19 protein-coding genes are annotated in these 22,645 nt (G+C 49.2%); 2 read left to right on the top strand and 17 right to left on the bottom strand.

Features of this window, described 5'->3' with window-relative positions; genetic code table 11:
* Nucleotides 1–3 precede the first annotated feature (3 nt).
* The 5 genes from GNE05_RS03870 to GNE05_RS03850 form a co-directional block, all read right to left on the bottom strand.
* On the bottom strand, nucleotides 4–999 hold the full coding sequence (locus GNE05_RS03870; RefSeq protein WP_160182457.1) for a phosphotransferase enzyme family protein: 996 nt from the start codon (nucleotides 997–999) through the stop codon (nucleotides 4–6).
* Nucleotides 1,000–1,235: 236 nt separating this feature from the next.
* Entirely contained in the window at nucleotides 1,236–2,432 is a 1,197-nt protein-coding gene (locus GNE05_RS03865; protein ID WP_014417115.1) for a CamS family sex pheromone protein, read from the bottom strand.
* A 15-nt stretch (nucleotides 2,433–2,447) separates the two neighbouring features.
* Nucleotides 2,448–4,454: an NAD-dependent DNA ligase LigA gene (ligA, locus tag GNE05_RS03860; protein WP_032863936.1), complete on the bottom strand. Its 2,007-nt coding sequence runs from the start codon at nucleotides 4,452–4,454 to the stop codon at nucleotides 2,448–2,450.
* Between the two features lie 24 nt (nucleotides 4,455–4,478).
* Complete coding sequence (gene pcrA, locus GNE05_RS03855; RefSeq protein ID WP_022552708.1) at nucleotides 4,479–6,698, bottom strand: DNA helicase PcrA; 2,220 nt, start codon at nucleotides 6,696–6,698, stop codon at nucleotides 4,479–4,481.
* Between the two features lie 57 nt (nucleotides 6,699–6,755).
* Nucleotides 6,756–7,445 (bottom strand): heptaprenylglyceryl phosphate synthase, encoded by a 690-nt coding sequence (locus GNE05_RS03850; protein ID WP_003155740.1) that lies wholly within the window; start codon nucleotides 7,443–7,445, stop codon nucleotides 6,756–6,758.
* Between the two features lie 195 nt (nucleotides 7,446–7,640).
* On the opposite strand from GNE05_RS03850, the gene GNE05_RS03845 reads away from it, so the two are divergent.
* Nucleotides 7,641–9,215 (top strand): FMN-binding glutamate synthase family protein, encoded by a 1,575-nt coding sequence (locus tag GNE05_RS03845; RefSeq protein WP_095061204.1) that lies wholly within the window; start codon nucleotides 7,641–7,643, stop codon nucleotides 9,213–9,215.
* Nucleotides 9,216–9,250: 35 nt separating this feature from the next.
* Here the strand turns inward: GNE05_RS03845 and GNE05_RS03840 are convergent, their stop codons facing one another.
* From GNE05_RS03840 to GNE05_RS03830, 3 genes are read right to left on the bottom strand one after another with little or no spacing between them, the layout of a single operon-like run.
* Nucleotides 9,251–9,562 (bottom strand): YerC/YecD family TrpR-related protein, encoded by a 312-nt coding sequence (locus tag GNE05_RS03840; RefSeq protein WP_003155745.1) that lies wholly within the window; start codon nucleotides 9,560–9,562, stop codon nucleotides 9,251–9,253.
* A gap of 2 nt (nucleotides 9,563–9,564) precedes the next feature.
* The gene (locus GNE05_RS03835) at nucleotides 9,565–10,560 is read right to left on the bottom strand and encodes a DUF3048 domain-containing protein (protein WP_017419031.1); all 996 of its coding nucleotides are present in this window, start codon (nucleotides 10,558–10,560) and stop codon (nucleotides 9,565–9,567) included.
* A gap of 24 nt (nucleotides 10,561–10,584) precedes the next feature.
* A complete protein-coding gene (locus GNE05_RS03830; protein ID WP_014417109.1) occupies nucleotides 10,585–12,327 on the bottom strand; it encodes an adenine deaminase in 1,743 nt (580 codons plus the stop codon).
* Between the two features lie 121 nt (nucleotides 12,328–12,448).
* Here GNE05_RS03830 and GNE05_RS03825 point away from each other — a divergent pair, with 121 nt between their 5' ends.
* Nucleotides 12,449–12,679 carry a YgaP family membrane protein gene (locus GNE05_RS03825; protein WP_017419030.1) on the top strand — a complete coding sequence of 77 codons (231 nt, stop codon included), beginning with the start codon at nucleotides 12,449–12,451 and terminating at the stop codon, nucleotides 12,677–12,679.
* 156 nt (nucleotides 12,680–12,835) lie between these two features.
* Here the strand turns inward: GNE05_RS03825 and purD are convergent, their stop codons facing one another.
* The 9 genes from purD to purC form a co-directional block, all read right to left on the bottom strand.
* Entirely contained in the window at nucleotides 12,836–14,104 is a 1,269-nt protein-coding gene (gene purD / locus GNE05_RS03820; RefSeq protein ID WP_160182456.1) for a phosphoribosylamine--glycine ligase, read from the bottom strand.
* Nucleotides 14,105–14,119: 15 nt separating this feature from the next.
* Nucleotides 14,120–15,658, bottom strand: a complete 1,539-nt coding sequence (gene purH / locus GNE05_RS03815; RefSeq protein ID WP_160182455.1) for a bifunctional phosphoribosylaminoimidazolecarboxamide formyltransferase/IMP cyclohydrolase — start codon at nucleotides 15,656–15,658, stop codon at nucleotides 14,120–14,122.
* On the bottom strand, nucleotides 15,655–16,242 hold the full coding sequence (gene purN / locus GNE05_RS03810; protein WP_007408902.1) for a phosphoribosylglycinamide formyltransferase: 588 nt from the start codon (nucleotides 16,240–16,242) through the stop codon (nucleotides 15,655–15,657). Before purN ends, purH begins: the two co-directional genes overlap by 4 nt.
* A complete protein-coding gene (gene purM, locus GNE05_RS03805; RefSeq protein WP_007609857.1) occupies nucleotides 16,239–17,279 on the bottom strand; it encodes a phosphoribosylformylglycinamidine cyclo-ligase in 1,041 nt (346 codons plus the stop codon). Before purM ends, purN begins: the two co-directional genes overlap by 4 nt.
* Nucleotides 17,280–17,370: 91 nt before the next feature.
* On the bottom strand, nucleotides 17,371–18,801 hold the full coding sequence (gene purF, locus GNE05_RS03800; RefSeq protein WP_014417105.1) for an amidophosphoribosyltransferase: 1,431 nt from the start codon (nucleotides 18,799–18,801) through the stop codon (nucleotides 17,371–17,373).
* A complete protein-coding gene (gene purL, locus GNE05_RS03795) occupies nucleotides 18,777–21,005 on the bottom strand; it encodes a phosphoribosylformylglycinamidine synthase subunit PurL (protein ID WP_160182454.1) in 2,229 nt (742 codons plus the stop codon). The genes purF and purL overlap by 25 nt, the downstream gene beginning before the upstream one ends.
* Nucleotides 20,989–21,672 (bottom strand): phosphoribosylformylglycinamidine synthase subunit PurQ, encoded by a 684-nt coding sequence (gene purQ, locus GNE05_RS03790; RefSeq protein ID WP_007408898.1) that lies wholly within the window; start codon nucleotides 21,670–21,672, stop codon nucleotides 20,989–20,991. Before purQ ends, purL begins: the two co-directional genes overlap by 17 nt.
* The gene (gene purS, locus GNE05_RS03785; RefSeq protein WP_003155758.1) at nucleotides 21,669–21,923 is read right to left on the bottom strand and encodes a phosphoribosylformylglycinamidine synthase subunit PurS; all 255 of its coding nucleotides are present in this window, start codon (nucleotides 21,921–21,923) and stop codon (nucleotides 21,669–21,671) included. The genes purQ and purS overlap by 4 nt, the downstream gene beginning before the upstream one ends.
* Nucleotides 21,923–22,642, bottom strand: a complete 720-nt coding sequence (gene purC, locus GNE05_RS03780) for a phosphoribosylaminoimidazolesuccinocarboxamide synthase (RefSeq protein ID WP_007609852.1) — start codon at nucleotides 22,640–22,642, stop codon at nucleotides 21,923–21,925. Before purC ends, purS begins: the two co-directional genes overlap by 1 nt.
* Nucleotides 22,643–22,645 lie beyond the last annotated feature (3 nt).

Below are 22,645 nucleotides of genomic sequence, written 5' to 3'. Positions count from 1 at the left end.
TATTTATACGAATGCAGAAAAGTGATACTCCGTAATCGGGGTTTCGTTTTCGATATCGCGCCTGAAGACTTTCAGCATCTCACGTTCCTCGTCCCCGAGTGAATTGAGGTCAAACGCCTGATGCAATAATCCGTAGATCAGCATATGGCGCAGCCGGAGAAAATCCGGGATGTGTTCAAGCCAGGCGGGGTCAAGGTCATTTTCTTCCCTGTAGCCTTTCATAAAGTGTGTCATGAACTCACCCGTAAACGCGGCCTTGTCTTCATACGGGATGACCGGATACCACAATATGTTGTACAGCAGAATACTGATATCATTCACAAACCAATTGTAGCCGGTATCATCAAAATCAAATGCAGTGATTTTTCCGTTGTCCCAATTGAAATTACCGTGGTGCAGATCGGCGTGCACAAGGCCGTAGTTTTCAGGATTCTTCGGCAAACGGCGCAGTTTTTCCATTAGAGCATCCGCCCGCTCAAATACGAGATGCTGATCTGCGGGCACGTATTTTCTCAGCTTCAGCTGCTCCTCTTCATCCCATTCCTGCCTTTTATATGCCGGGTCGCTCAGACGGTAGCTTTTTGTCAGCCGGTGCATGTTCCCCGTGTACTTCCCAAGCTCGTAAAACAGAGTCCCGTTCCAGTCTGATTGCTCCACTTTGCGTCCGGGCGCTTTTTCATAGACTCTTACTAAAAATGCTCCGCCTTTTCCATCCGGCACTTCTTCGACATCTTTGCCATTTAATGAAGGAATCGGTTTCGCTGCTGAAAGCCCGCCCTTTGCCAGATGATGAAGCCATTCCATTTCTCCGAGAATATATTCCGGTGTTCTTCTGATCGTATGCGTAATTTTTAAGATATACGGTTCGTTATCTTTCACAATTTCATATACGTAGTTCTCTGCGTCCGCGATAAATTGAAACGTAGTAAATCCGTATATTTCACCGGCCTCAGCCAGTACCTTATCTTCCTCAAAAATCGCTTTAATATCTTTATGCATGCTGATTCACCCTTTCATAATGTTTGTAGGCGGTGTGTGTACTCAGCAAATGTCATTCATCAACATTCCTGCCCTTCTTTTTTCACAGCAGATTCGTAACATCCGCTTAGAAATAAAATGTGTTTTCCTGTTAATTCCTAATTATACAAATATCTTAACATACCTCATCCCTCTCTCCAACGATATTCACAATAAAAAAACCCTTGCTCATACAGAAATGAACAAGGGCATCTTGGTTAATCGTAAATATGGACGGTCGGTTCTTTGTCACCCGCATTGCGGACGATCAGCGCTTCCTGTCCGTCAGACGAGGTAATGTTAATTTCGACATCAACTGAGCTTTTTGAATAATAATCCATCAGCTCACCTGTTAAGTATTGGGTAAAGGCGATAACTTCGCTTTTCCCGTAAAATTGCATCGGGATTTCAATCTTCATTTTTCTCATTTCATCGTTTTCGTACATTGCCGTTCCGACGACTCCGGTGTAATTCGGGAAGTAGCTGTCGATGGCGTTTTTGAAGCGTTTAAACACTTCGGAATCATCAGGGTATTTCTTTGCCGTGTCTGTATCCGCCGGATAGAAGACGTACTTTTCTTTGACATCATCCCAGTTTGAAATGGTGGATGAGCCGGCCTTGACTTCTGTTTTCGCAATGTAATTCCCCGGTACGATTGATGTTTTCGGCGCTTGTTTATAAAGGGCGACGGTAATCGGCACATTTTTCAGGTTATCCATTTTCCGGAGGCGGTTAACGACTTCCTGGGCGATTTCTTCACCGTGGCTGCGGATCGTTTTGTCGCTGAGCTCCACTTCCTGCTGCGGATCACCTGTGTTTTCGCGGTAATAGTAAACAGAGTTGAGAGCGAGACCGATCATGACACCGCCAAGCTGGATGGAATTTTTATCTTTTCTTACTAAGTAATCCTGTTCAAGCATAGACGCTAAGTAAATCGGGCTGTTTTCATTTTTCTCTTTTGCCGATCCCGAGCTTGGCAGCACCGGGTTTAAGCCGAGATTCTGGAAATTGGCGTCTGCCTTTTTCGCCTTTTTCAGATCACTGCCCTCTTTTTTGCGGTCAAGCCAGCTGAGTACCGTGTCCTCATCTAAATACTGGCCTTCCTGATACAAATAGTCATCCGTCGGGAACGTGTCTTGAGCGAGCCGCATCAGACCCGTCTCGAATTCATCGATGTCCAGCCTCGTGTTCAGCCGGTCCGCGGTCAGGCCGCGCGCTTTTCCGGCCTTAAACGGAAGCACCATTTTATAGTAGGAATCAGAGATATTATATTTCGGTATGATCGCTTTTTCAGAAGACTTTGCCGTTTTCTGCGTGATCTCTTCCTCTTTGTTCCCCCCGAAACTCGGCGAACAGGCCGACAGCATGAGTACTGCCGCCGTTGCCGTCGCCGCCAATGCCAACATCTTTTTCAATAGAAAACACTCCTCTTATTTCTTTAGCTCTCCCAATAGCTGTGCTTCATTCCATACTTCAATGTTTAATTCCTGCGCTTTTGTCAGCTTGCTTCCGGCCGCTTCTCCGGCAATCAGCAAGTCTGTTTTTTTGCTGACAGATCCCGTCAGCTTTCCGCCGAGCGCTTCAATCTGCGCCTTGGCTTCATTTCTGGACAGCTCTTCAAGCTTTCCGGTTAACACGATGGTTTTGCCGGCAAAATAAGAGTCGCTGTCCTCCGCTTTTACTTTTTTCGGGCCTTTGTAGAGTGTGTTCACACCGAGTTCCTCAAGTTCATTCAATAGCTCAACCATTTCTTCTTTACGGAAATAGGTGACAACGGCATCGGCCATCTTTTCGCCGATTTCATCTACCGCAAGCAGCTCTTCTTCCGTGGCTTGTTTCAGATTTTCCAGGCTTTCAAAATGCATGGCGAGTGTTTTGGCCGCTTTTGAGCCGATAAAACGGATGCCGAGACCGAACAGCAGGCGTTCCAGCGAATTCTCTTTCGACTTTTGGATGGAGCTGATCAGATTGTCAGTTGATTTTTCCCCCATCCGCTCAAGCCGGATGACCTGCTCTTTCGTCAGCTTATACAAATCAGCGACATTACGGACGAGATGTTCACGGAAAAGCTGTGTGATGACACGTTCTCCGAGTCCGTCAATATTCATCGCGTTGCGTGAGACAAAGTGAATCAGGCCTTCTCTGATCTGCGCCGGACATTCCGGATTGATGCAGCGCAGCGCGACTTCCCCTTCAATGCGGACAAGTTCGCTCTCGCACTCAGGGCAGCTGGTAGGCATATTGAATTCTTTTTCTTCCCCGGTCCGCTGTTCGATTAAGACATTGACGACCTCAGGGATGATGTCGCCCGCTTTTTTGACGACCACTTTATCGAGAATGCGGATATCCTTCTCTTTAATTAAATCTTCGTTATGAAGGGATGCTCTTGAGACCGTCGTTCCCGCGACTTTTACCGGTTCCAGAACGGCGGTCGGCGTAATGACGCCCGTTCTTCCGACATTCAGTTCGATATCGAGAAGTTTTGTCACGACCTCTTCCGCCGGGAATTTATAAGCAATCGCCCAGCGCGGGCTTTTTGCCGTATACCCGAGCTCTTCCTGCTGGTCGAGCGAATCGACTTTGATGACGATTCCGTCAATTTCATACGGGAGATCGGCCCGCTTCGCCTGCAGCTCTTCGATCATTTCAATGACTTCATCTATCGTGGCGCATTTTTTCCGTTCCTGGTTTGTTTTAAAACCGAGCTCATCCAGAAAATCCAGGCCCTGACTCTGTGTTTCCACACCCATTTCGTCAAGCTCCGCTATACTGTAGACGAAGATGTCAAGATTTCGTTTCGCTGCAATTTTCGGATCGAGCTGTCTGAGTGAGCCCGCAGCCGCGTTCCGGGGATTGGCGAACGGCTCCTCTTCATGTTTCAGCCTATCTTCATTGAGCGCTTCAAATGACTGTTTCGGCATGTACGCCTCTCCGCGCACTTCTATGGAAAGATTCCGTTTCATTTTCAGCGGAATGTTGCGGATCGTTTTTAAGTTTTCCGTGATATCTTCGCCCGTCGTTCCGTCTCCTCTTGTCGCGCCTCTGACGAAATAGCCGTCTTCATAACGGAGAGAAACAGCAAGACCGTCTATTTTCAGCTCCACATTATAAGCGACGCCGTCACCGACAGCCTGACGGACGCGGCGGTCAAAATCGCGGAGATCATCATCGTTAAATGCGTTGCCGAGACTGAGCATCGGCGTGCCGTGCTGCACCTTTTGAAACGATTCAAGCACCGCTCCCCCGACCCGCTGTGTGGGCGAATCAGGCGTTCTGAGCTCCGGGTGCTCTTCCTCTATGGCAATCAGCTCCTGCATCAGTCTGTCGTACTCGGAATCCGGCACGCTCGGTTCATCTAAGGTGTAATATTCATAACTGTACTGATCGATGGTGCGGCGCAATTCTTCTGCCCGGTGTTTCGCTGTTTCTTTGTCCATCATGTTCTTCCTTTCCTCTTCAGGTTACTGCTTTTCAATCGGCGCAAAAGCGGCAAGAAGACGCTTCACGCCGACTGGGCTCGGGAATGCGATATCAAGCTCGGTGCTTTCGCCTTCTCCTTTTACGCTGACAACCGTTCCGGTGCCCCATTTTTTATGGCCCGCTTTATCGCCGACCGCCCAGCTGAGCGAGTCGCCGCCTGTTTTGTTCGCATAGGAAACGGGACGGGATACGGGACCGCGTTTTGGCTGCACTTTTCTTCCCGGCTGCATGCGAGGTGTTTTCTTCTCATTTAGGTTCTCCAATAAATCGCCAGGTATTTCCCTGATAAAGCGGGATTCCGGATTCATATTGGTGCGGCCGAATAAGGTGCGCATTTTGGCATTCGTTAAATACAGTTCTTCTTCCGCCCTCGTAATGCCTACATATGCGAGCCTGCGTTCTTCTTCCATCTCGGCTTCTTCCATCAGGGAGCGGCTGTGCGGGAACACGCCTTCTTCCATGCCCATTAAGAACACGACAGGAAATTCAAGCCCCTTAGCGGCGTGCAGTGTCATTAAAGTGACGGCATCCTTTCCGCCTGATTCCTCTTCCTTCTGGTCGAGCTGGTCAATATCCGCGATCAGCGCCAGATCAGTCAGAAACGCGACGAGAGACTTGTCTTCGCTTTTTTGTTCGAAGTTTTTCGTCACGGAAAGAAACTCGTCGATATTTTCAAGGCGGCTTTGGGCTTCGATTGATTTTTCGGCCTTCAGCATTTCTCTGTATTCCGTTTTCTCGAGAATTTCTTCCGTGAGTTCCGTAATGGACAAGTAATCCTGCATGTTCGTCAGATTTTCAATCATCGCGCCAAAGCCGTCAAGCGCGTTTGCCGCTTTCGCGCTGACGCCGATGAAATCAACCTGTTTGACCGCCTGGAACATTGACATTCCGTTCATCGCCGCATATGAAGCGATTTTTTCTAGTGAAGTTGCGCCGACGCCCCGCTTCGGCACATTGACGATCCGCGTAAAACTGATGTCGTCGTCCGGGTTTGACACAAGGCGCAGGTATGCGAGAATGTCTTTAATTTCTTTCCTGTCGTAGAACTTGGTTCCGCCGACGATATTGTAGTTCAGTCCGGATTTTAAAAGGGTTTCCTCAATAACGCGCGACTGGGCGTTTGTCCGGTATAAAATCGCGATATCGGAAAGCTTCCGCCGGCCCGAACTGTTCAGCTCATAAATTTTGCCCGCGACGAATTGGCCTTCGCCGAATTCATTGTCGCCGCTGTAATAAGAAAGCTTGATGCCTTCGTCATTTTCCGTCCACAGGTTTTTCGGCTTGCGGTTTGAGTTGTTTTTGATCACTTCGTTAGCCGCTTGCAGAATCCGCTTTGTTGAGCGGTAGTTTTGTTCGAGCAGAATCACGTTTGCGCTCGGGTAATCTTTTTCAAAGGAAAGGATATTCGCGATATCCGCCCCGCGCCATCTGTAAATGGACTGGTCGGAGTCACCGACGACGCAGATATTTTCAAGACGGGCCGCAAGCTGCTTCACAAGCAGGTATTGCGCCCTGTTCGTATCCTGATACTCGTCTACGTGAATGTATTGGAATTTACGCTGATAAAACTCAAGCACTTCCGGCACACGCTCGAAAAGCTTAATCGTCGTCATGATTAAATCATCAAAATCGAGCGATTGGTTTTTCAGCAGTTTTTTCTGATAATCGGTATACACGTCACTCGTGACCTGATCGTAGTAGCCGCCGGCCGTTTTTGCGAATTCCTCAGGTTCGATCAGCTCGTTTTTTGCGCTGCTGATGGAGCCTAAAATACTTCTCGGATCAAACTTTTTCGGATCGATATTCCGCTCTTTCAGAATCCCTTTAATAACGGAAAGCTGATCAGCCGTATCAAGAATGGAGAAATTTCGGTTGATGCCGATTCTGTCAATATCCCTGCGCAGAATCCGCACGCACATGCTGTGGAAGGTGGATATCCAGATTTCATCCGCGCCGGGTCCGAGAATGCTCTCAACCCGCTCCTTCATTTCTCTGGCTGCTTTATTTGTAAATGTAATCGCCAGAATGTTCCATGGCGCCACGTGTTTTTCCGCCATTAAGTATGCGATTCTGTGCGTCAGCACACGTGTTTTTCCGCTTCCCGCGCCCGCCATCAGAAGCAGCGGACCGTCCGTCGTCTTGACCGCTTCCTGCTGAACGGGATTTAATCCGCTTAATAATTGATTGCTAATGTAATTCATATCCGTTCACCGCCTATCAAACATATGTTCTATCATAAATCAATTTCGTCCGCTTGGCTACTTTGTCTTTACAGCCGCCACTGTTTTAAGCGCCTGATCAAAATCTTCATATACGGCATTTCCGACAACGATGACATCGGCATGACGGCCGAACCGTTCCGCCGTTTCCGCGTCTTTAATGCCGCCTCCGTAAAACAGGACGGACTTGTCCAGCACAGCCTTCGTTTTCTCCACCGTTTCTATGTCCGCCAGCATCCCGCTGTATTCCAGATAAAAAATCGGGAGATGAAGCAAATGTTCCGCGACCCGCGCATAGGCGAGAATATCTTCTGTTTCTATATGTGTATCCGCCTCCGTCAAAGCGGCCGCCTTACAATCAGGATTGACGATGCAGTAGCCCTCCGTCACGATTTCCTCCATTGACATGAGCTCTCCGTATTCTTTCATCGCCTGATGATGCATGCCGACAATCCAGTCCGCCTTTTTGCTGTTGAGCACACTCGGAATGAAATAAAGATCAAACCCGGGCACAATGGAATCAATCGTCGACACCTCAAGTACGCACGGCACTAAAAACCGCCGCACCTTTGACATCAGTCTCAGCACATTGTCCTCGGTGATATTGTCGCTTCCTCCGATCACAATGGCGTCAGTCCCTGATTCACAAAGCCGTTCCAGCTGTTCATCCGGTAAATCTTTATTCGGATCGAGTTTAAAAACATGCTTCCACTCGTTAACATCGTACATGCGTTTTCGTTCCTCCATTCGTTTCTTGCCATTTAAACATTATAACAAATTCGTTTGGCCCGGAAAAACGGAAAAAGACGTCATTCACCTGATTCACAAAAAAAGATTGCGCTCCGCCGGACGGGAAACGGCTATGTTTGAAAACAGACAATATGTGGAATGTCAAAGAGAAAAAAGACAAGGAGTCTGATCTCAATGGAACAAGCCATTATCGTACTGATTTGTATATTGATCTTTATTATTTTAGTTCCCGCCGCATTGTTTCTCTGGATATACATAAGAGACGAAAAGCAGGAAGAACATTCAGTGCTGCGCAATTATCCCGTAGCGGGAAAACTGCGCTATATATTTGAAAAAATCGGACCAGAGCTGCGGCAGTATTTATTCAGCAATGATAACGAAGAACAGCCGTTTTCCCGGAGAGAATATGAACAGACGGTCATGTCGGGAAAGTATAAAAGCAGAATGATGGGCTTCGGCTCAGAACGGGATTTCGATCAGCCGGGCTATTATATCCGTAACGCCCTCTTCCCGAAACAAAGGGAGGAGCTGCGCGCAGATCAGACGCCGAAGATCGACACGATGATATACAAAATTGACAAAGACAACCTGCTGAAACGCAGCGAACACCGCGAAAAAGCAAAGGCGGACCCTTATTACCTGCATCCGGACGATGTGCAAGTGATCGGCCGCGATACATGCAAGAAGCCGTTTTATGTGAAAGGGTTAATCGGACAATCAGCGATGAGCTACGGCTCACTTGGCGACCGGGCAATTACCGCCCTGTCAAAAGGGCTGCACCAGGCCGGCGGCACATGGATGAATACAGGCGAAGGCGGCCTGTCTGAGTATCACCTGAAAGGCGGCGCGGATATTATCTGCCAAATCGGTCCCGGGCTGTTCGGCGTCCGCACCGAAGAAGGAGAATTTTCGTGGGAAGAATTTAAGAAAAAAAGCCGCCTCGAACAGATTAAAGCCTTTGAATTAAAGCTTGCGCAAGGGGCGAAAGCAAGAGGCGGGCATATTGACGGTTCAAAGGTGACCGAAGAAATTGCCGCCATCAGAAATGTACAGCCCGGACAATCCATTGACAGCCCAAACCGCTTCAACGAGTTCTCAAATGTCCCGGACATGCTTGATTTCATTGAGAAATTAAGGACTGTCGGAGAAAAACCGGTCGGCATCAAAATTGTCCCGGGAAGCCGCAAAGACCTTGAAGACCTTATTTCCTGTATGAGTTCCTCAGGCAAACTTCCCGACTTTATTACGATTGACGGCAGTGAAGGGGGAACGGGAGCTTCTTTCCATGAGCTGGCGGATTCCGTCGGCCTGCCGATTCTGACCGGCCTCCCCCTTGTTGACGGCCTTTTGAAGACATACGGGATAAGAGATAAGCTGAAAATTTTCGCATCCGGAAAGCTGCTCACTCCGGATAAGATTGCCGTTGCCCTCGCGTTAGGCGCGGATTTTGTCAATATTGCCCGGGGAATGATGTTTTCAGTCGGCTGTATCCGCGCTCAAGTATGCCACACCAATCATTGTCCTGTCGGAGTGGCGACAACCGATCCAAAACTTCAGCGCGCGCTCAGTATCGAGGATAAACAGCACCGCGTCTGCAACTACGTGCTCTCGTTGCGTGAAGGGCTGTTTCACCTAGCCGCGGCGGCGGGCATCAGCTCGCCGGTTCATTTCTCAGCTGAACACATCGTATACCGGGAGGAAGACGGAAGCCTGAGGGAACTTCCCGGCCTTTTGAATCAGCACGCATAAAAAAAACCGCCTGCCGTCATCGGCAGAGCGGTTTTTTACGTAGCTGAGGAGGATTCTCCTTTGTTTACGCGGTCGAGCGCCATTTCATAGGCGTCGTTTCCGTAATTTAAGCAGCGCTTCACCCGGGAAATCGTCGCTGTGGAAGCACCCGTTTCGCTTTCAATTTTGTGATACGTATTTCCTTCGCGGAGCATTCTTGCCACTTCCAAACGCTGCGCCAGCGATTGGATTTCATTAATCGTACAAAGATCGTCAAAGAAACGATAGCATTCCTCCAGATCTTTCAGCGATAAAATAGATAAAAATAACTGGTCCAGTTCTTTTCCGCGTAATTTATCGATTTGCATCGTCAAACACCTTCTCCTTTACTAATGGAAGCTGCATCGAGATCAGGCACGATATTAATCCATGTCTTTCCTGGCACAAACGGAAGAATCTCACCGCCTTTTACGGGCAGAATACGGCCGTCTTTATATTCCCAGTCTGACTCCATAACATCGCCGTGCTGAAGCAGGAGGCCCTTCCCCCCTGACTGAATATCGATGGCCCGCCTTCCATCTTTGTCTGTCATGCGATGGCCGGCTTCAACAATAAAAATGTTGTGCATGGCTAAAGGCTTTCCGGTCTCCCGGTCTGTCGCTTTCACACCATCAGAGCTTCTTGTATAAGCATCAGCTTTTTTATCATAATCGTATTCGACAAGATTTGTAATGTTTTGTGTTCCATAATCTATCCGAATATTGTAGGTTTCGTTTCCGGGTTTTGCATCTGATGTCTGAAATGGGAGCGGTTCTGTTTTTCCGTTCAGCTTGTATCCTTTTTGTTCCGCCGCCTTCCTGATATTGTCATACGACGTATAGGAATTGTGGGGCGGCTTGCTGAAATCGGCTCTCCAAAACAGGCTTCCGTCAAAATCCAAACCGTTTATATAATCGTAAGCTCCGGACTCCAGCTGCTTTTTTGCGCCGGGACTCCAGCCATGATGGACAAATATGCTGTTAAACCCGCTGCTGAGCGTGACAAAATATTCCCTCGCGCTCCGCACAGGCCCGACCGTTTCCGGCATCTCACTTTGAAAAATCGCGAGAAACCGCGTAATCCGGCCCTCCGCAAGCGCCTCGATGACAACATCCGCCTTTGACAGCCCGGATTGGGGCCTCGCCTTCGGATGATTGTTCACTGCGACTGCAATCGGACGGCGTTCTGCAAGCTTCTGCTCAGTTTTCAGCCCCGTTAAAGGAGCTTCCGCTTCTTTCGGCTGCACCTGATCGGCATTGTTCTGCCGGCAGGCGGCAAGCAGCAAAAACGCAAAACAAAGCATACAAACGGTTTTCCATCTTTTCATATGTCGGCTCCCTGCTTTTATATTTTAACGCATTATCGATGGAAAGAGTACAGTTTTTTTCATCACGTCGAATATTCCTCTCGGCGTAATGCGGATATAAGGCAGGTGTGTGCTCTGCAAAAAGAGCAGCGTATAGATCGGATCGCAGAATCGGTAGCCCCGCTCCTCCAGCAGCGTCCTCAGTTTTTGCTCTTTCTCAAGCACTTCTTCATAATTCTCCGCAGATGCAGAACCGTTTAAGGCGAGGGGAATCTCATGCAGAATCTTCCCGTTTTCGGCAAGCACGATTCCGCCGCCGATTTCTTTCATCCGTGAGAAAGCGAGCAGGATATCTTCCTTATTTTTTCCGGCAGCGATAATATCTCCAGTTGTCGTGTAGGAACTGACAAAGCCCTGCACCCGGTCGGCAAAACCTTTCAGCATTGTATTAACCCGCCATTTTCCATGCTTATCGAGAAGCGTGAGATAGCATTCATCATGATCAAAAGAAAGCTGGTCAACAGAATTATCAATCGCAATCATATACGGCTCCATAATGACCGCGTTGCGCATGGACACACCCATCGGCATTGAAAACTGTAAATCATCCATCGTCATATCATATGAAAGCTCAAGAGGGACAAGACCGCCCTTTTTCCAATCCGTTTCTGTAAACGCATTCATATTTCGGCCGTCTTCCCTCAGCAGGATGCCTTTGGAGATCACCGTGACCGGGTCAGGATTCATCGGGTCATCGAGAATGTTCAATGAAGCAAGCCGGCCCGGACCGATCACACCGAGAAAGTCGTCCATCTGATAATACTTCGCGATATTAAAGGAGGCCATATTGTAGGCGTCAATCGCCGGAACTCCTTCCTCCAAAGCGATTTTGATTAATTCATTCGTCATGCCGCCTTTATAAAAATGCGGCGTCGCTCCATCCGTCGTGTAAAAGAAATGATCATAATGCCGGAAGCCTTTTTGATGAAGATCCTGCAAAATCGTTCTCAAATCAGGGCGGATGGATGAATGTCTGAGCGAAACATAGTAGCCCAATTCAAGCCGTCTCATTACCTCGCCGCCATTCATCGCCTCGTGGTCGGAATCAGCTCCGAACAGTTTCATCTTCGTCAGTGTTTTTTCAGAGGCTCCGGGAAAATGCCCTTCTATCCGCTTGCGCAGTTTCTTTGTCGCCTGCATGCAATGAAGCATCAGGTCATCGCCGTCCATGAGGCGCGGCCATCCGGTCAATTCTCCGCCTTGAATGACATCCGGGTGCTCAATCCATTGCTTTCGGACATCAAAAGAAAGAAGCTGATCCTCATTCAGCACTTCAGTCTGCAGATCATATCTGGACCACCAGAAATATTGCACCGGCTGTTTTTTCAGTTCTTCCAATATAGTAAGCGCTTTCTTTTTACCGCTGTGCAAAAGAAAAAACAAGTTATCATTAACAAACGTCGTTGTTCCGAATTGAGACACATATTCGGCGAGCGTTTGGGGATTATATATTTGAAAAGGATGTGTATGCGGTTCAATGTAACCTGGCACAATGTATTTTCCTTCACAATTTATGGTATGAATGTGCTCAGCTGCATCAGGAAGCTCATCACCAACATATACAATTCGGTCTCCGTAAATCCAGACGTTCTTTTTCAGCCATTGTTTTAAAAAAGGATTTAATACGAGAGCATCCCGTAAAAGTAGCGTTGGAAGCAGCTTTGAGTCTACAACATCCGCCTGTGATCTGATGTCTTTATTTTTCCAGTTAAAGGTACGTTCGGACATTCACATACTCTCCTTCGCTTATATTAGACCCATCGTATCACATCCGCACAATTATCGCACGGCTAAAACGTTACAAATTATTGAAGATGAATGAAAAACTTTTTCTAAGGGAGCTGAAATGATGAAACCGAATATCAGTTTATTAAATGCCGTTATGCGCATCACTTGCGGCCTCACCATTTTGTCTGCTGCTTCAGCGAAATACACGAGAAAACCTTGGTGCAAGATGCATCTCTTCTGTATGATGATGGGCGCGATGAAAGCGGCGTCCGGCATCCTCCGCTTCTGCCCGGTGACATATATGTTCCAAACCGGAATGAATCAGGATGACAGCCATCAGCAAGAAAAATAACAAGCCGTTTCGGCTTGTTATTTAATTTCTCCTGTCCCGCGAGTCTGAGAAGAATCCGTCTATACGCCTTCATCGATGACTGGCAAGCCGACAACCTAGGCCGTCCTCAGCTTACGTAAAAAACCCCGCAGCTCGGGTGCTGCGGGGTTCTGCTTTCTATCGTTGAGAAGCTTTCAGCGCACGGGCGCCGATGTCGCTTCTGTAAAACAGTCCGGGTTTTGTCAGCCCTGAAACGGCGCTGTACACTTTATCTCTCGCCGCTTCAAATGTCTCAGCAAATGCGGTGACATTGGCGACCCGGCCGCCGTTTGTGACAAATTGACCGCCTTCTTTTTTCGTTCCGGCATGAAAAATGGCGATCCCGTCTTCAGCGGATGCCAAACTGCCGATCGGCGTCCCTTTTGCATAGCCTTCCGGATAGCCTTCAGAAGCCAGCACAACGCTGACGGCGGCCGTATCTTTCCACCTTAGGTCAACATCTTTCTCATGCAGCAGATCCAAAAGCACCTGGATGAGGTCAGATTCCATTCTCGGCACGACAACCTGTGTTTCCGGATCTCCGAAGCGCGCGTTGAATTCAATGACTTTTGATCCGTTTTCCGTCAAAATCAGCCCCGCGTACAGCACGCCCGTGAAGGAGCGTCCCTCTTTCACCATTGCTTTTGCCGCCGGCTTCACAATCGTTTCGACTGCGCTTCTGACGATATCATCGGAAATGTGCGGCACCGGTGAGTAGGCGCCCATTCCGCCCGTATTCGGCCCTTTGTCTCCATCGAAGGCGCGTTTATGATCTTGAGCGATTACCATCGGATAGACGGTCTCCCCTTTTACAAACGCCATTAAAGAAAATTCTTCGCCGGCGAGGAACTCTTCAATGACCACAGATGCGCTCGCCTCGCCGAATTTCTCATCCTCAAGAAAATCGTGCAGGCATTCAATCGCTTCTTCTTCCGTCATCGCGACCGTGACACCTTTTCCAGCGGCAAGCCCGTCCGCTTTAATGACAATCGGCGCGCCTTTTTGCTGCACATATGCTTTCGCCTCTTCAAATGAAGTAAACGTCTCATATTCCGCCGTCGGAATGCCGTATTTTTTCATTAAATCCTTGGCAAACTGTTTGCTTCCTTCAATGATTGCCGCTTTTTCAGACGGTCCGAAAACAAGCAGTCCGGCTTTTTCAAACTCGTCCGCTATCCCTTCAATCAGAGGAACTTCGGGGCCGATAATCGTCAGCCCGACACGATGTTCTTTCGCAAACGCAATGAGTGCGGCATGATCGCTTTCTTCAATGTTGACCAGCGTCGCGCAGCCTGCCATACCGTCATTTCCGGGCGCGGTGTACACCGTGTCAACAAGCGGGCTTTGCGCCGCTTTCCAAGCCAATGTATGCTCTCTGCCGCCTTTTCCGATAATCAATACATTCACGCTTCGTTCCCCCTCTTAATGTTTGAAATGTCTGATGCCGGTGAATACCATGGCGATGCCGTATTCATCCGCTTTTTTAATCGAATCTTCATCGCGGACCGATCCGCCGGGCTGGATAATCGCCGTGACACCGGCTTTTGCGGCTTCTTCGACTGTATCCGGCATCGGGAAAAACGCGTCTGATCCGAGCGCGCTGCCTTTTGCTTTTTCTCCGGCCTGCTCAATGGCGATTTTAGCTGAACCGACGCGATTCATCTGTCCTGCGCCCACACCGACCGTCATATGGTCTTTTGCAAGAACGATCGCGTTGGATTTCACGTGTTTGACGACTTTCCAGGCGAGCTTCAGATCTTCCCATTCCTGCTCGTTCGGCTCTCTTTTTGTCGGGATGCTGATGTCGGCGTCATCAAATCCATGGACGTCTAAATCTTGAATCAAAAGGCCGCCCTGTACGGATGTCAGCTGTTTTTCTTTCTTCCCTGATGCGGTCACGTCAAGCGTGAGCAGACGAAGGTTTTTCTTCGCCGTCAGCACGTTCAGCGCTTCTTCACTGAAAGAAGGGGCGATAATGATTTCTAAAAAGATGCCGTGAAGGGCTTCAGCCGTTGCCTGATCAACTTCACGGTTCAGCGCGATGATGCCGCCGAAAATGGAGGTTTTATCAGCTTCATACGCTTTATTGAATGCTTCCTCAATTGAAGCTCCCGTACCGACTCCGCACGGGTTCATATGTTTAACGGCGACAGCTGCGGGTTCTGTAAACTCCCGGACGATTTGAACGGCCGCATCCGCGTCCTTAATATTGTTGTAAGAAAGCTCTTTGCCGTGAAGCTGTTTTGCCGCCGCGATGGAACCGGAGACAGGAAGTGCGCTTTGGTAGAAAACCGCCTCTTGGTGAGGGTTTTCACCGTAGCGGAGCGATTGTTTTTTCTCAAATGTAACGGTGAATTGTTCAGGGTCTTTCTCACCGGCCTCGCGTGTTAAGTAATCAGCGATTAATGCGTCGTATGCCGCGGTATGGCGGAATACTTTGGCCGCAAGCTCGCGTTTTCTTTTAAGCGAAACGCCGCCGTGTTCTTTAATCTCATTGAGCACGGAGCTGTAATCGGCCGGATCTGTGATGACCGTCACATCCTGATGGTTTTTCGATGCGGCGCGCAGCATGCCGGGGCCGCCGATATCAATGTTTTCTATCGCTTCATCGTATGTTACATCTTCTTTTGAAATCGTTTCTTTAAACGGATAAAGGTTGACAACCACAAGGTCAATCGGTGCAATGCCGTGCTCATTGATCTGCGCCATATGCTCTTCATTGTCTCTTACGGCAAGCAGGCCGCCGTGAATATTAGGATGGAGGGTTTTTAACCGTCCGTCCATAATTTCAGGAAATCCGGTCACTTCTGAAATGCCGATGACATCCACACCGTTTTCCTGGAGAAGTTTTTTTGTTCCTCCGGTCGAAATGACTTCGACGCCGAGCTCTGTCAGTTCCTTTACGAAAGGTACGAGATTTGTTTTATCAGAAACACTGATTAGTGCGCGTTTGATTGTCATGCCTTTTCACCTCTGTTATTTAGTCCCAGCAGCTGTTTCACAACGCTCGGATACCATTTGTGCTCAAGCTCGTGTATTGTATGCTCTATGTCTTCAAGCGTATCGTTTTCCTGTATTTCGAATGCTTTTTGCGCGATAATCGGTCCTGTGTCCATGCCTTCGTCGACGTAATGAACGGTAATGCCCGCCACTTTCACACCGGCCCGATACGCCTGTCCGACAGCGTCAATCCCGGGGAATGCCGGAAGAAGCGAGGGATGTATATTAATAATGCGGCCCCCGTATGCTTCAAGCAGCGTATCTCCAATCAGTCTCATATAGCCGGCGAGAACGATTAATTCCGCCCCGTGCAGGCGCAGCTGTTCAATAACGGCCCGTTCAAAGGCCGCTTTGTTTTCAAAAGATGACGGTTCAAAGGCGAATGACGGAATGTGTAAAGCCTCCGCCCTTTCCACCGCCTTTGCCTGAGGCTTATCCGTCACGAGAAGCGAGAGCTCCGCATCCCACTTCTCTTCTCTCATGCGTTTGGCAATGGCCTCGAAGTTCGATCCGTTTCCTGAAGCAAATACCGCAAACTTTTTCATGAAAGAGCCGCACCGCCGAAAGAAATGCCTTCGCCCCGCTTGACCCGGCCGATCAAATAAGCCTTCTCGCCCTGAGCTTCAAGCGTGTCGATGACGTCTGTCAGGTTTTCTTCTTTAACGGCAAGGACAAAACCGATGCCCATATTAAAAACATTGAACATTTCTTCTTCTTTCAGCTTGCCGTGCTCCTGCAGAAACGGAAAAATCGGCGGGATCGGCCATGATCCGTGATCAATTTCCGCACTCAATCCGTCCGGCAGCATCCGCGGGATGTTCTCGATGAATCCTCCGCCTGTCACATGCGCCATGCCGTCCACCTTACCGCTTTTCACCGCCTTGAGCACCGGCTTCACATATATTCTCGTCGGTTCCAGCAATTCTTCTCCGAGAGGACGCGCAAACGGTTCATAGACAGTATCCAAATCAAGTCCGCCGTCATCAAGAAGCACTTTTCTCACAAGGGAAAATCCGTTGCTGTGAAGGCCGCTTGAAGTAAGTCCGATTAAGAGATGCCCCTCTTCGATATGTTCACCGGTGACGATTTCGTCTTTTTCCGCGACGCCGACTGAAAAGCCCGCAATATCGTATTCATCAGCCGTATACAGCCCCGGCATTTCCGCCGTCTCACCGCCGATAAGCGCTGATCCTGACTGCTCGCATCCGTCCGCCACGCCCTGAACGATCTGCTCAATTTTTACCGGATCAGCCTTGCCGACCGCCAAATAATCAAGGAAAAACAGCGGCTCCGCTCCTTGGGCAAGCACATCATTTACACACATCGCGACCGCATCGACGCCGATCGTGTCATGTTTATCCATTGAAAATGCGAGTTTCAGCTTGGTGCCGACACCGTCTGTTCCGGAAATTAAAACAGGCTTTTGATACGGAAGCTCTGACAGATCAAACATTCCGCCAAAACCGCCCAGGCTTCCCATAACGCCGAGCCTTTTCGTGCGCTCCACGTGTTTTTTCATTCGTTTGACGGCTTCGTATCCGGCTTCGATGTCAACTCCGGCATTTTTATAAGCATCAGACATCCCTATCACTCCTTGTCAATTCGTTTCTCCTTAAAAGGCAGAAAGAGAAAGGCAGCCTGAATTCCCGCTGCCTTTATGTCATTTTCACATTTTATTTTGTCAGCACCGCTTCTTTTACGTGAGGAAGCACTGTATCCTGATAAATTTCCGTCGGATATTTGCCCGTAAAACAAGCGAGGCATTGTCCGCAGTTGGTGTCTTCAAATTTTCGGCCGACTCCTTTTAACAATCCGTCTACACTTAAGAAAGAAAGCGTGTCAGCACCGATGATCTGGCGGATTTCTTCCACGGAATGAGAAGAAGCGATCAGCTCCTCATGGGTTGATGTGTCGATGCCGTAGAAGCACGGATGAGCGATCGGCGGTGAACTGATCTTGACGTGCACCTCTGTCGCTCCCGCTTCTCTGAGCATTGTGACAATCCGGCGGCTTGTCGTCCCGCGCACGATGGAATCATCAACCATGACGACCCGTTTTCCTTCAACAACACCGCGGACGGCGGACAGCTTCATTCTCACGCCTTGCTCGCGCAGAGCCTGTGACGGCTGGATAAACGTTCTGCCGACATAACGGTTTTTAATGAGACCGAGTTCGTACGGAATGCCCGTTGCCTCAGCATAGCCGATAGCCGCAGAAATACTGGAATCAGGCACGCCTGTGACGACATCCGCTTCAATCGCGGACTCCTGGGCAAGCATTTTTCCGAGGTTTTTCCGGGCGCTGTGCACGTTAATGCCGTCGATATTGCTGTCAGGTCTTGAGAAATAAATGTACTCCATGCTGCAGATGGAACGGTTGATATTCATGGAGAAACGCTCTGATTTCATGCCTTCATCATTGATGATCAGCATTTCGCCCGGCTCTACCTCGCGAAGGTATGTCGCGCCGACCACATCGAATGCGCACGTTTCTGATGCCACGACGTAAGCGTCACCCATCATGCCGATTGACAGCGGTCTGAGTCCGTTCGGGTCAAGCGCTACGATCATTTCTGTTTCAGTCATGATTAAAAAGGCATAAGCGCCTTTCAGCATAGACAGCGAATTTTTGATTTGATCCTTCAGCGAAAAGTGTCCGCTGCGTTTAATCAGATGAGCCAGCACTTCCGTATCGGAGGAAGTCTGAAAAATGCTCCCTTGATTTTCAAGCTGCTGCTTCAACTGTGTGGCGTTGACCAAGTTGCCGTTATGGGCGAGCGCGAGGCTGCCGTTGTTTTGCGAACGGAACAGGAGCGGCTGGACATTTTCATATCCGCCTCCGCCTGCCGTCGCATAACGGACGTGCCCGATCGCGCCTTTTCCCTTCACTTTGCTCAGTTCGCCGTTTTGAAAAACTTCGGTAATAAGCCCCTGTCCTTTATGCGCCGTCAGTTTTTCACCGTCAGTTGCGACAATTCCCGCGCCTTCCTGTCCTCTGTGCTGGAGGCTGTGCAGGCCGTAATACGTGATCTGCGGGGCTTCTTCATGTCCCCAGATGCCAAACACACCGCATTCTTCATTCAGGCCTTTGATTTCAGCAAGCATGGAATAGCTCCTTTCCACGCGCGCTCAAGTTCTTTCGTTTGCGCGTGAACCAATTGTTGTCCGTCCTGGTTTTGAATCGCCAGAAGTCCGTCAGCCGTTACCTCGCCGATATGAACCGCATCGGCCATAGCCGCTTCAAACGCCGCTTGGTGTTCTTTTTTCACCGAAACGACGAAGCGTGATTGAGATTCAGAGAATAATAATGCCGCTTCCCCTTCTACAGTCACGTGCGCGCCAAGGTTTTCCGTCGTCATGACGCTTTCTGCAACCGCTACGCCTAAGCCGCCTTCAGACACATCATGCGCTGATTGTACGAAGCCTTTTTTAATCGCGTCAAGCAATGCTTTTTGGCGTGACAGCTCTACATCAAGATCGATTTGCGGCGCTTTGCCGTAAATGCGGCCTTCTGTCATTTTTTGCAGTTCGCTTCCGGCAAACTCAGGTTTTGTTTCGCCGATCACGTATACAAGATCCCCCGCTTGTTTGAAATGCTGTGTCGTAATATGAGCGGTATCTTCAATTAAGCCGACCATGCCGATAACAGGCGTCGGGTAGATCGCCGTTCCGTTCGATTCATTATAAAGTGATACGTTACCGCCGATGACGGGAGTGCTGAGAACATTACACGCCTCGCTGATGCCGTCGGCCGCTTTTTCGATCTGCCAGAAAATTTCAGGTTTTTCCGGGTTTCCGAAATTCAGATTATCCGTGACCGCAAGCGGTTCGGCGCCGGAGCATACGATGTTGCGCGCCGCTTCGGCAACGGCGATTTTCCCGCCTTCTTCTGGATCAAGATATAAATAACGCGCGTTGCAATCCGTCGTCATCGCCAGCGCTTTTTTCGTGCCGCGGATTCTGAGCACTCCCGCGTCAGAGCCCGGAGCGACCACCGTATTTGTGCGCACCATGTAGTCATATTGATCGTACACCCACTCTTTGCTGGCAATTGTCGGCTGCTGCAGCAAGGCAAAAAGCGTCTCTGTCCCATCTTTTACTTCAGGCGCGGGAACTTCTGTTTCCTGAAACTCGCGGTAGTACGCGGGTTCTGCTGACGGCTTGTGGTATACAGGCGCTTCTTCCGCCAGCGCGTCAACCGGAAGCTCGCAAACAACCTCTCCGTTATGGCGGAGGCGGAGCATTTTATCATCCGTAACATGACCTACGGAAACCGCTTCAAGATCATATTTATCAAAAATATCGACAATTTCCTGTTCACGTCCGCGTTCAATGACGAGAAGCATGCGTTCCTGAGACTCGGAAAGCATCATTTCGTAAGCGGTCATACCTGTTTCCCGCTGCGGAATGAGATCAAGGTTCATTTCAATGCCTGAGCCGGCTTTGCTTGCCATTTCAGCACTCGAACTTGTCAGACCGGCCGCCCCCATATCCTGAATGCCGACTAAGGCGTCGCATTGGATGACTTCAAGGCATGCTTCCAGGAGAAGTTTTTCCATGAAAGGATCGCCGACCTGCACCGCGGAACGTTTTTCTTCAGATGAATCTGACATTTCTTCTGATGCGAAAGTAGCGCCGTGTATGCCGTCGCGGCCCGTTTTAGCGCCGACGTACATGACCGTGTTGCCGACACCTTTCGCCTGGCCTTTTTTAATATCTTTATGATCAATTAAGCCGACGCACATTGCATTGACAAGCGGATTGCCCTCATAGCTTGCGTCAAACTGCACTTCTCCGCCGACCGTCGGAATTCCGATACAGTTTCCGTATCCCGCGATTCCCGCCACTACTTCTTCAAACAAGTACTTCACACGAGGTGAAGTGAGCTCACCAAATCGAAGAGAGTTTAATACAGCTATCGGACGGGCGCCCATTGAGAAAACGTCACGGATGATGCCGCCCACTCCCGTCGCGGCACCTTGGTATGGCTCAATCGCTGACGGATGGTTATGAGATTCAATTTTGAACACGACCGCCTGATTGTCACCGATGTCAACGATTCCCGCGCCTTCACCGGGACCCTGCAGCACGCGTTCGCCGCTAGTCGGGAATTTGCGTAAAACCGGTTTTGAGTTTTTATAGCTGCAGTGCTCTGACCACATGACGGAAAAAATCCCGATTTCCGTGTAGTTCGGCAATCTTCCGATAATAGATTCAATGAGTGCGAACTCGTCATCACTGACACCCATTTGCTGATAGAGTTTCTCTTCTTTTATTTGTTCTTTACTTGGTTCAAGCAGTAGCGACATGAGTTTCCCTCCAATTTTTCACGATAGACCGGAACAATGTAAGACCGTCTGCGCTGCCGAGCAGTTCATCGACTGCGCGCTCAGGGTGAGGCATCATGCCTAATACGTTGCCTTTCTCATTCACGACGCCGGCAATGCCGCTGACGCTTCCGTTAATATCGCCGCCGTATGTGAAGGCGATTTGATTGTTTTCTTTTAATCTTTCAAGCGTTTCGTCATCACAGTAGAAATTGCCTTCGCCGTGGGCAACCGGAATCGTAATCGATTGTCCTTTTTCATAGGAAGATGTGAATAACGTACCGCCGTTCTGCACGATTAATTCAACCGGTCGGCAGATGAACTTTAAATCTTTGTTGCGTCTCATCGCGCCGGGCAGAAGTCCGAGCTCCTGCAGAATCTGGAATCCGTTGCAGACGCCGAGAACCGGTTTTCCTTCGGCAGCCGCTTTTTTCACAGCCGGCATGATGTTTGCGAATCTGGCGATGGCGCCGCATCTCAAGTAGTCGCCGTATGAAAACCCGCCGGGGATGAGCACGCCGTCAAATCCGTCAAGGCTTGTTTCCTCGTGCCAGACATACTCGACTTCTTCGCCGAGTTCGTCCTTTACGGCGTGGAACATATCAATATCACAGTTGGAGCCGGGTAACACAATCACCGCAAATTTCACTGTGCGACAACCTCCTCAACTTCATATCGGTAGTCTTCAATGACTGTATTGGCAAGGAGCTTTTCACACATTTCTTTCACGAGCGCGTCAAGATCGCGGTCAGATTTTTCAATCGTCAGCTCCATATATTTTCCGATGCGCACATCCTGCACTTCATTGTAGGTCATGCTGTGCAATGCATGCTGCACCGCGCTTCCTTGAGGATCGAGCACACTTTCTTTTAAGCTGACATAAACTTTCACTTTATACATTATGAAATGCCTCCCAGTCTTTTGAAAATCTCTTCATATGCGTCGGTTAAGCTTCCCAGGTTCCGTCTGAACAAATCTTTATCGAGCTTTTCGTTTGTGTCTTTGTCCCACAGACGGCACGTGTCAGGAGAAATTTCATCCGCTAAAAGCACCCGTCCCTCTGCGTCTAAGCCGAATTCCAGCTTAAAATCTATTAATCTGACGCCGCAGTCTTCAAAAATATGCTGCAGCTCTTGATTGACCTGTTTTGTAATCGATTTGATCGTTTTGACCTGCTCAGGAGCAGCCGCTTTCAAGAGCCAGATATGATCTTCTGTGATGAGCGGATCGCCCAGCGCGTCATCCTTGTAGTAAAATTCGATAATCGGCTGCGGAAGCTCTGTTCCTTCCGGGATGCCGAGACGTTTCGACATGCTTCCGGCGGCAATGTTTCTGACCACGACTTCAAGCGGAATGATGCTCACTTTTTTGATAAGCTGCTCTGATTCTGAAACACGCTCCACAAAGTGGTTGTCAATTCCTTTGGCGTGCAGATGTTTGAAAATCAGGCTTGAAATTTCATTGTTCAGACGGCCCTTTCCGCTGATCTCCGCTTTTTTCTCACCGTTAAAGGCTGTTGCGGAATCCTTGTAGACCACGCGGAGAATCTGTTCGTCTTCAGTTTGATAAATCCGTTTCGCTTTTCCTTCATAAAGAAGATTATTGTTCACAATATTCACGGA

Origin of the sequence: Bacillus sp. AM1(2019), assembly GCF_009906915.1 — a bacterium.
GTDB lineage: Bacteria > Bacillota > Bacilli > Bacillales > Bacillaceae > Bacillus > Bacillus velezensis.
Note: the sequence above shows the minus strand (reverse complement) of the source record. Positions and strands in the feature narration are given on the sequence as shown.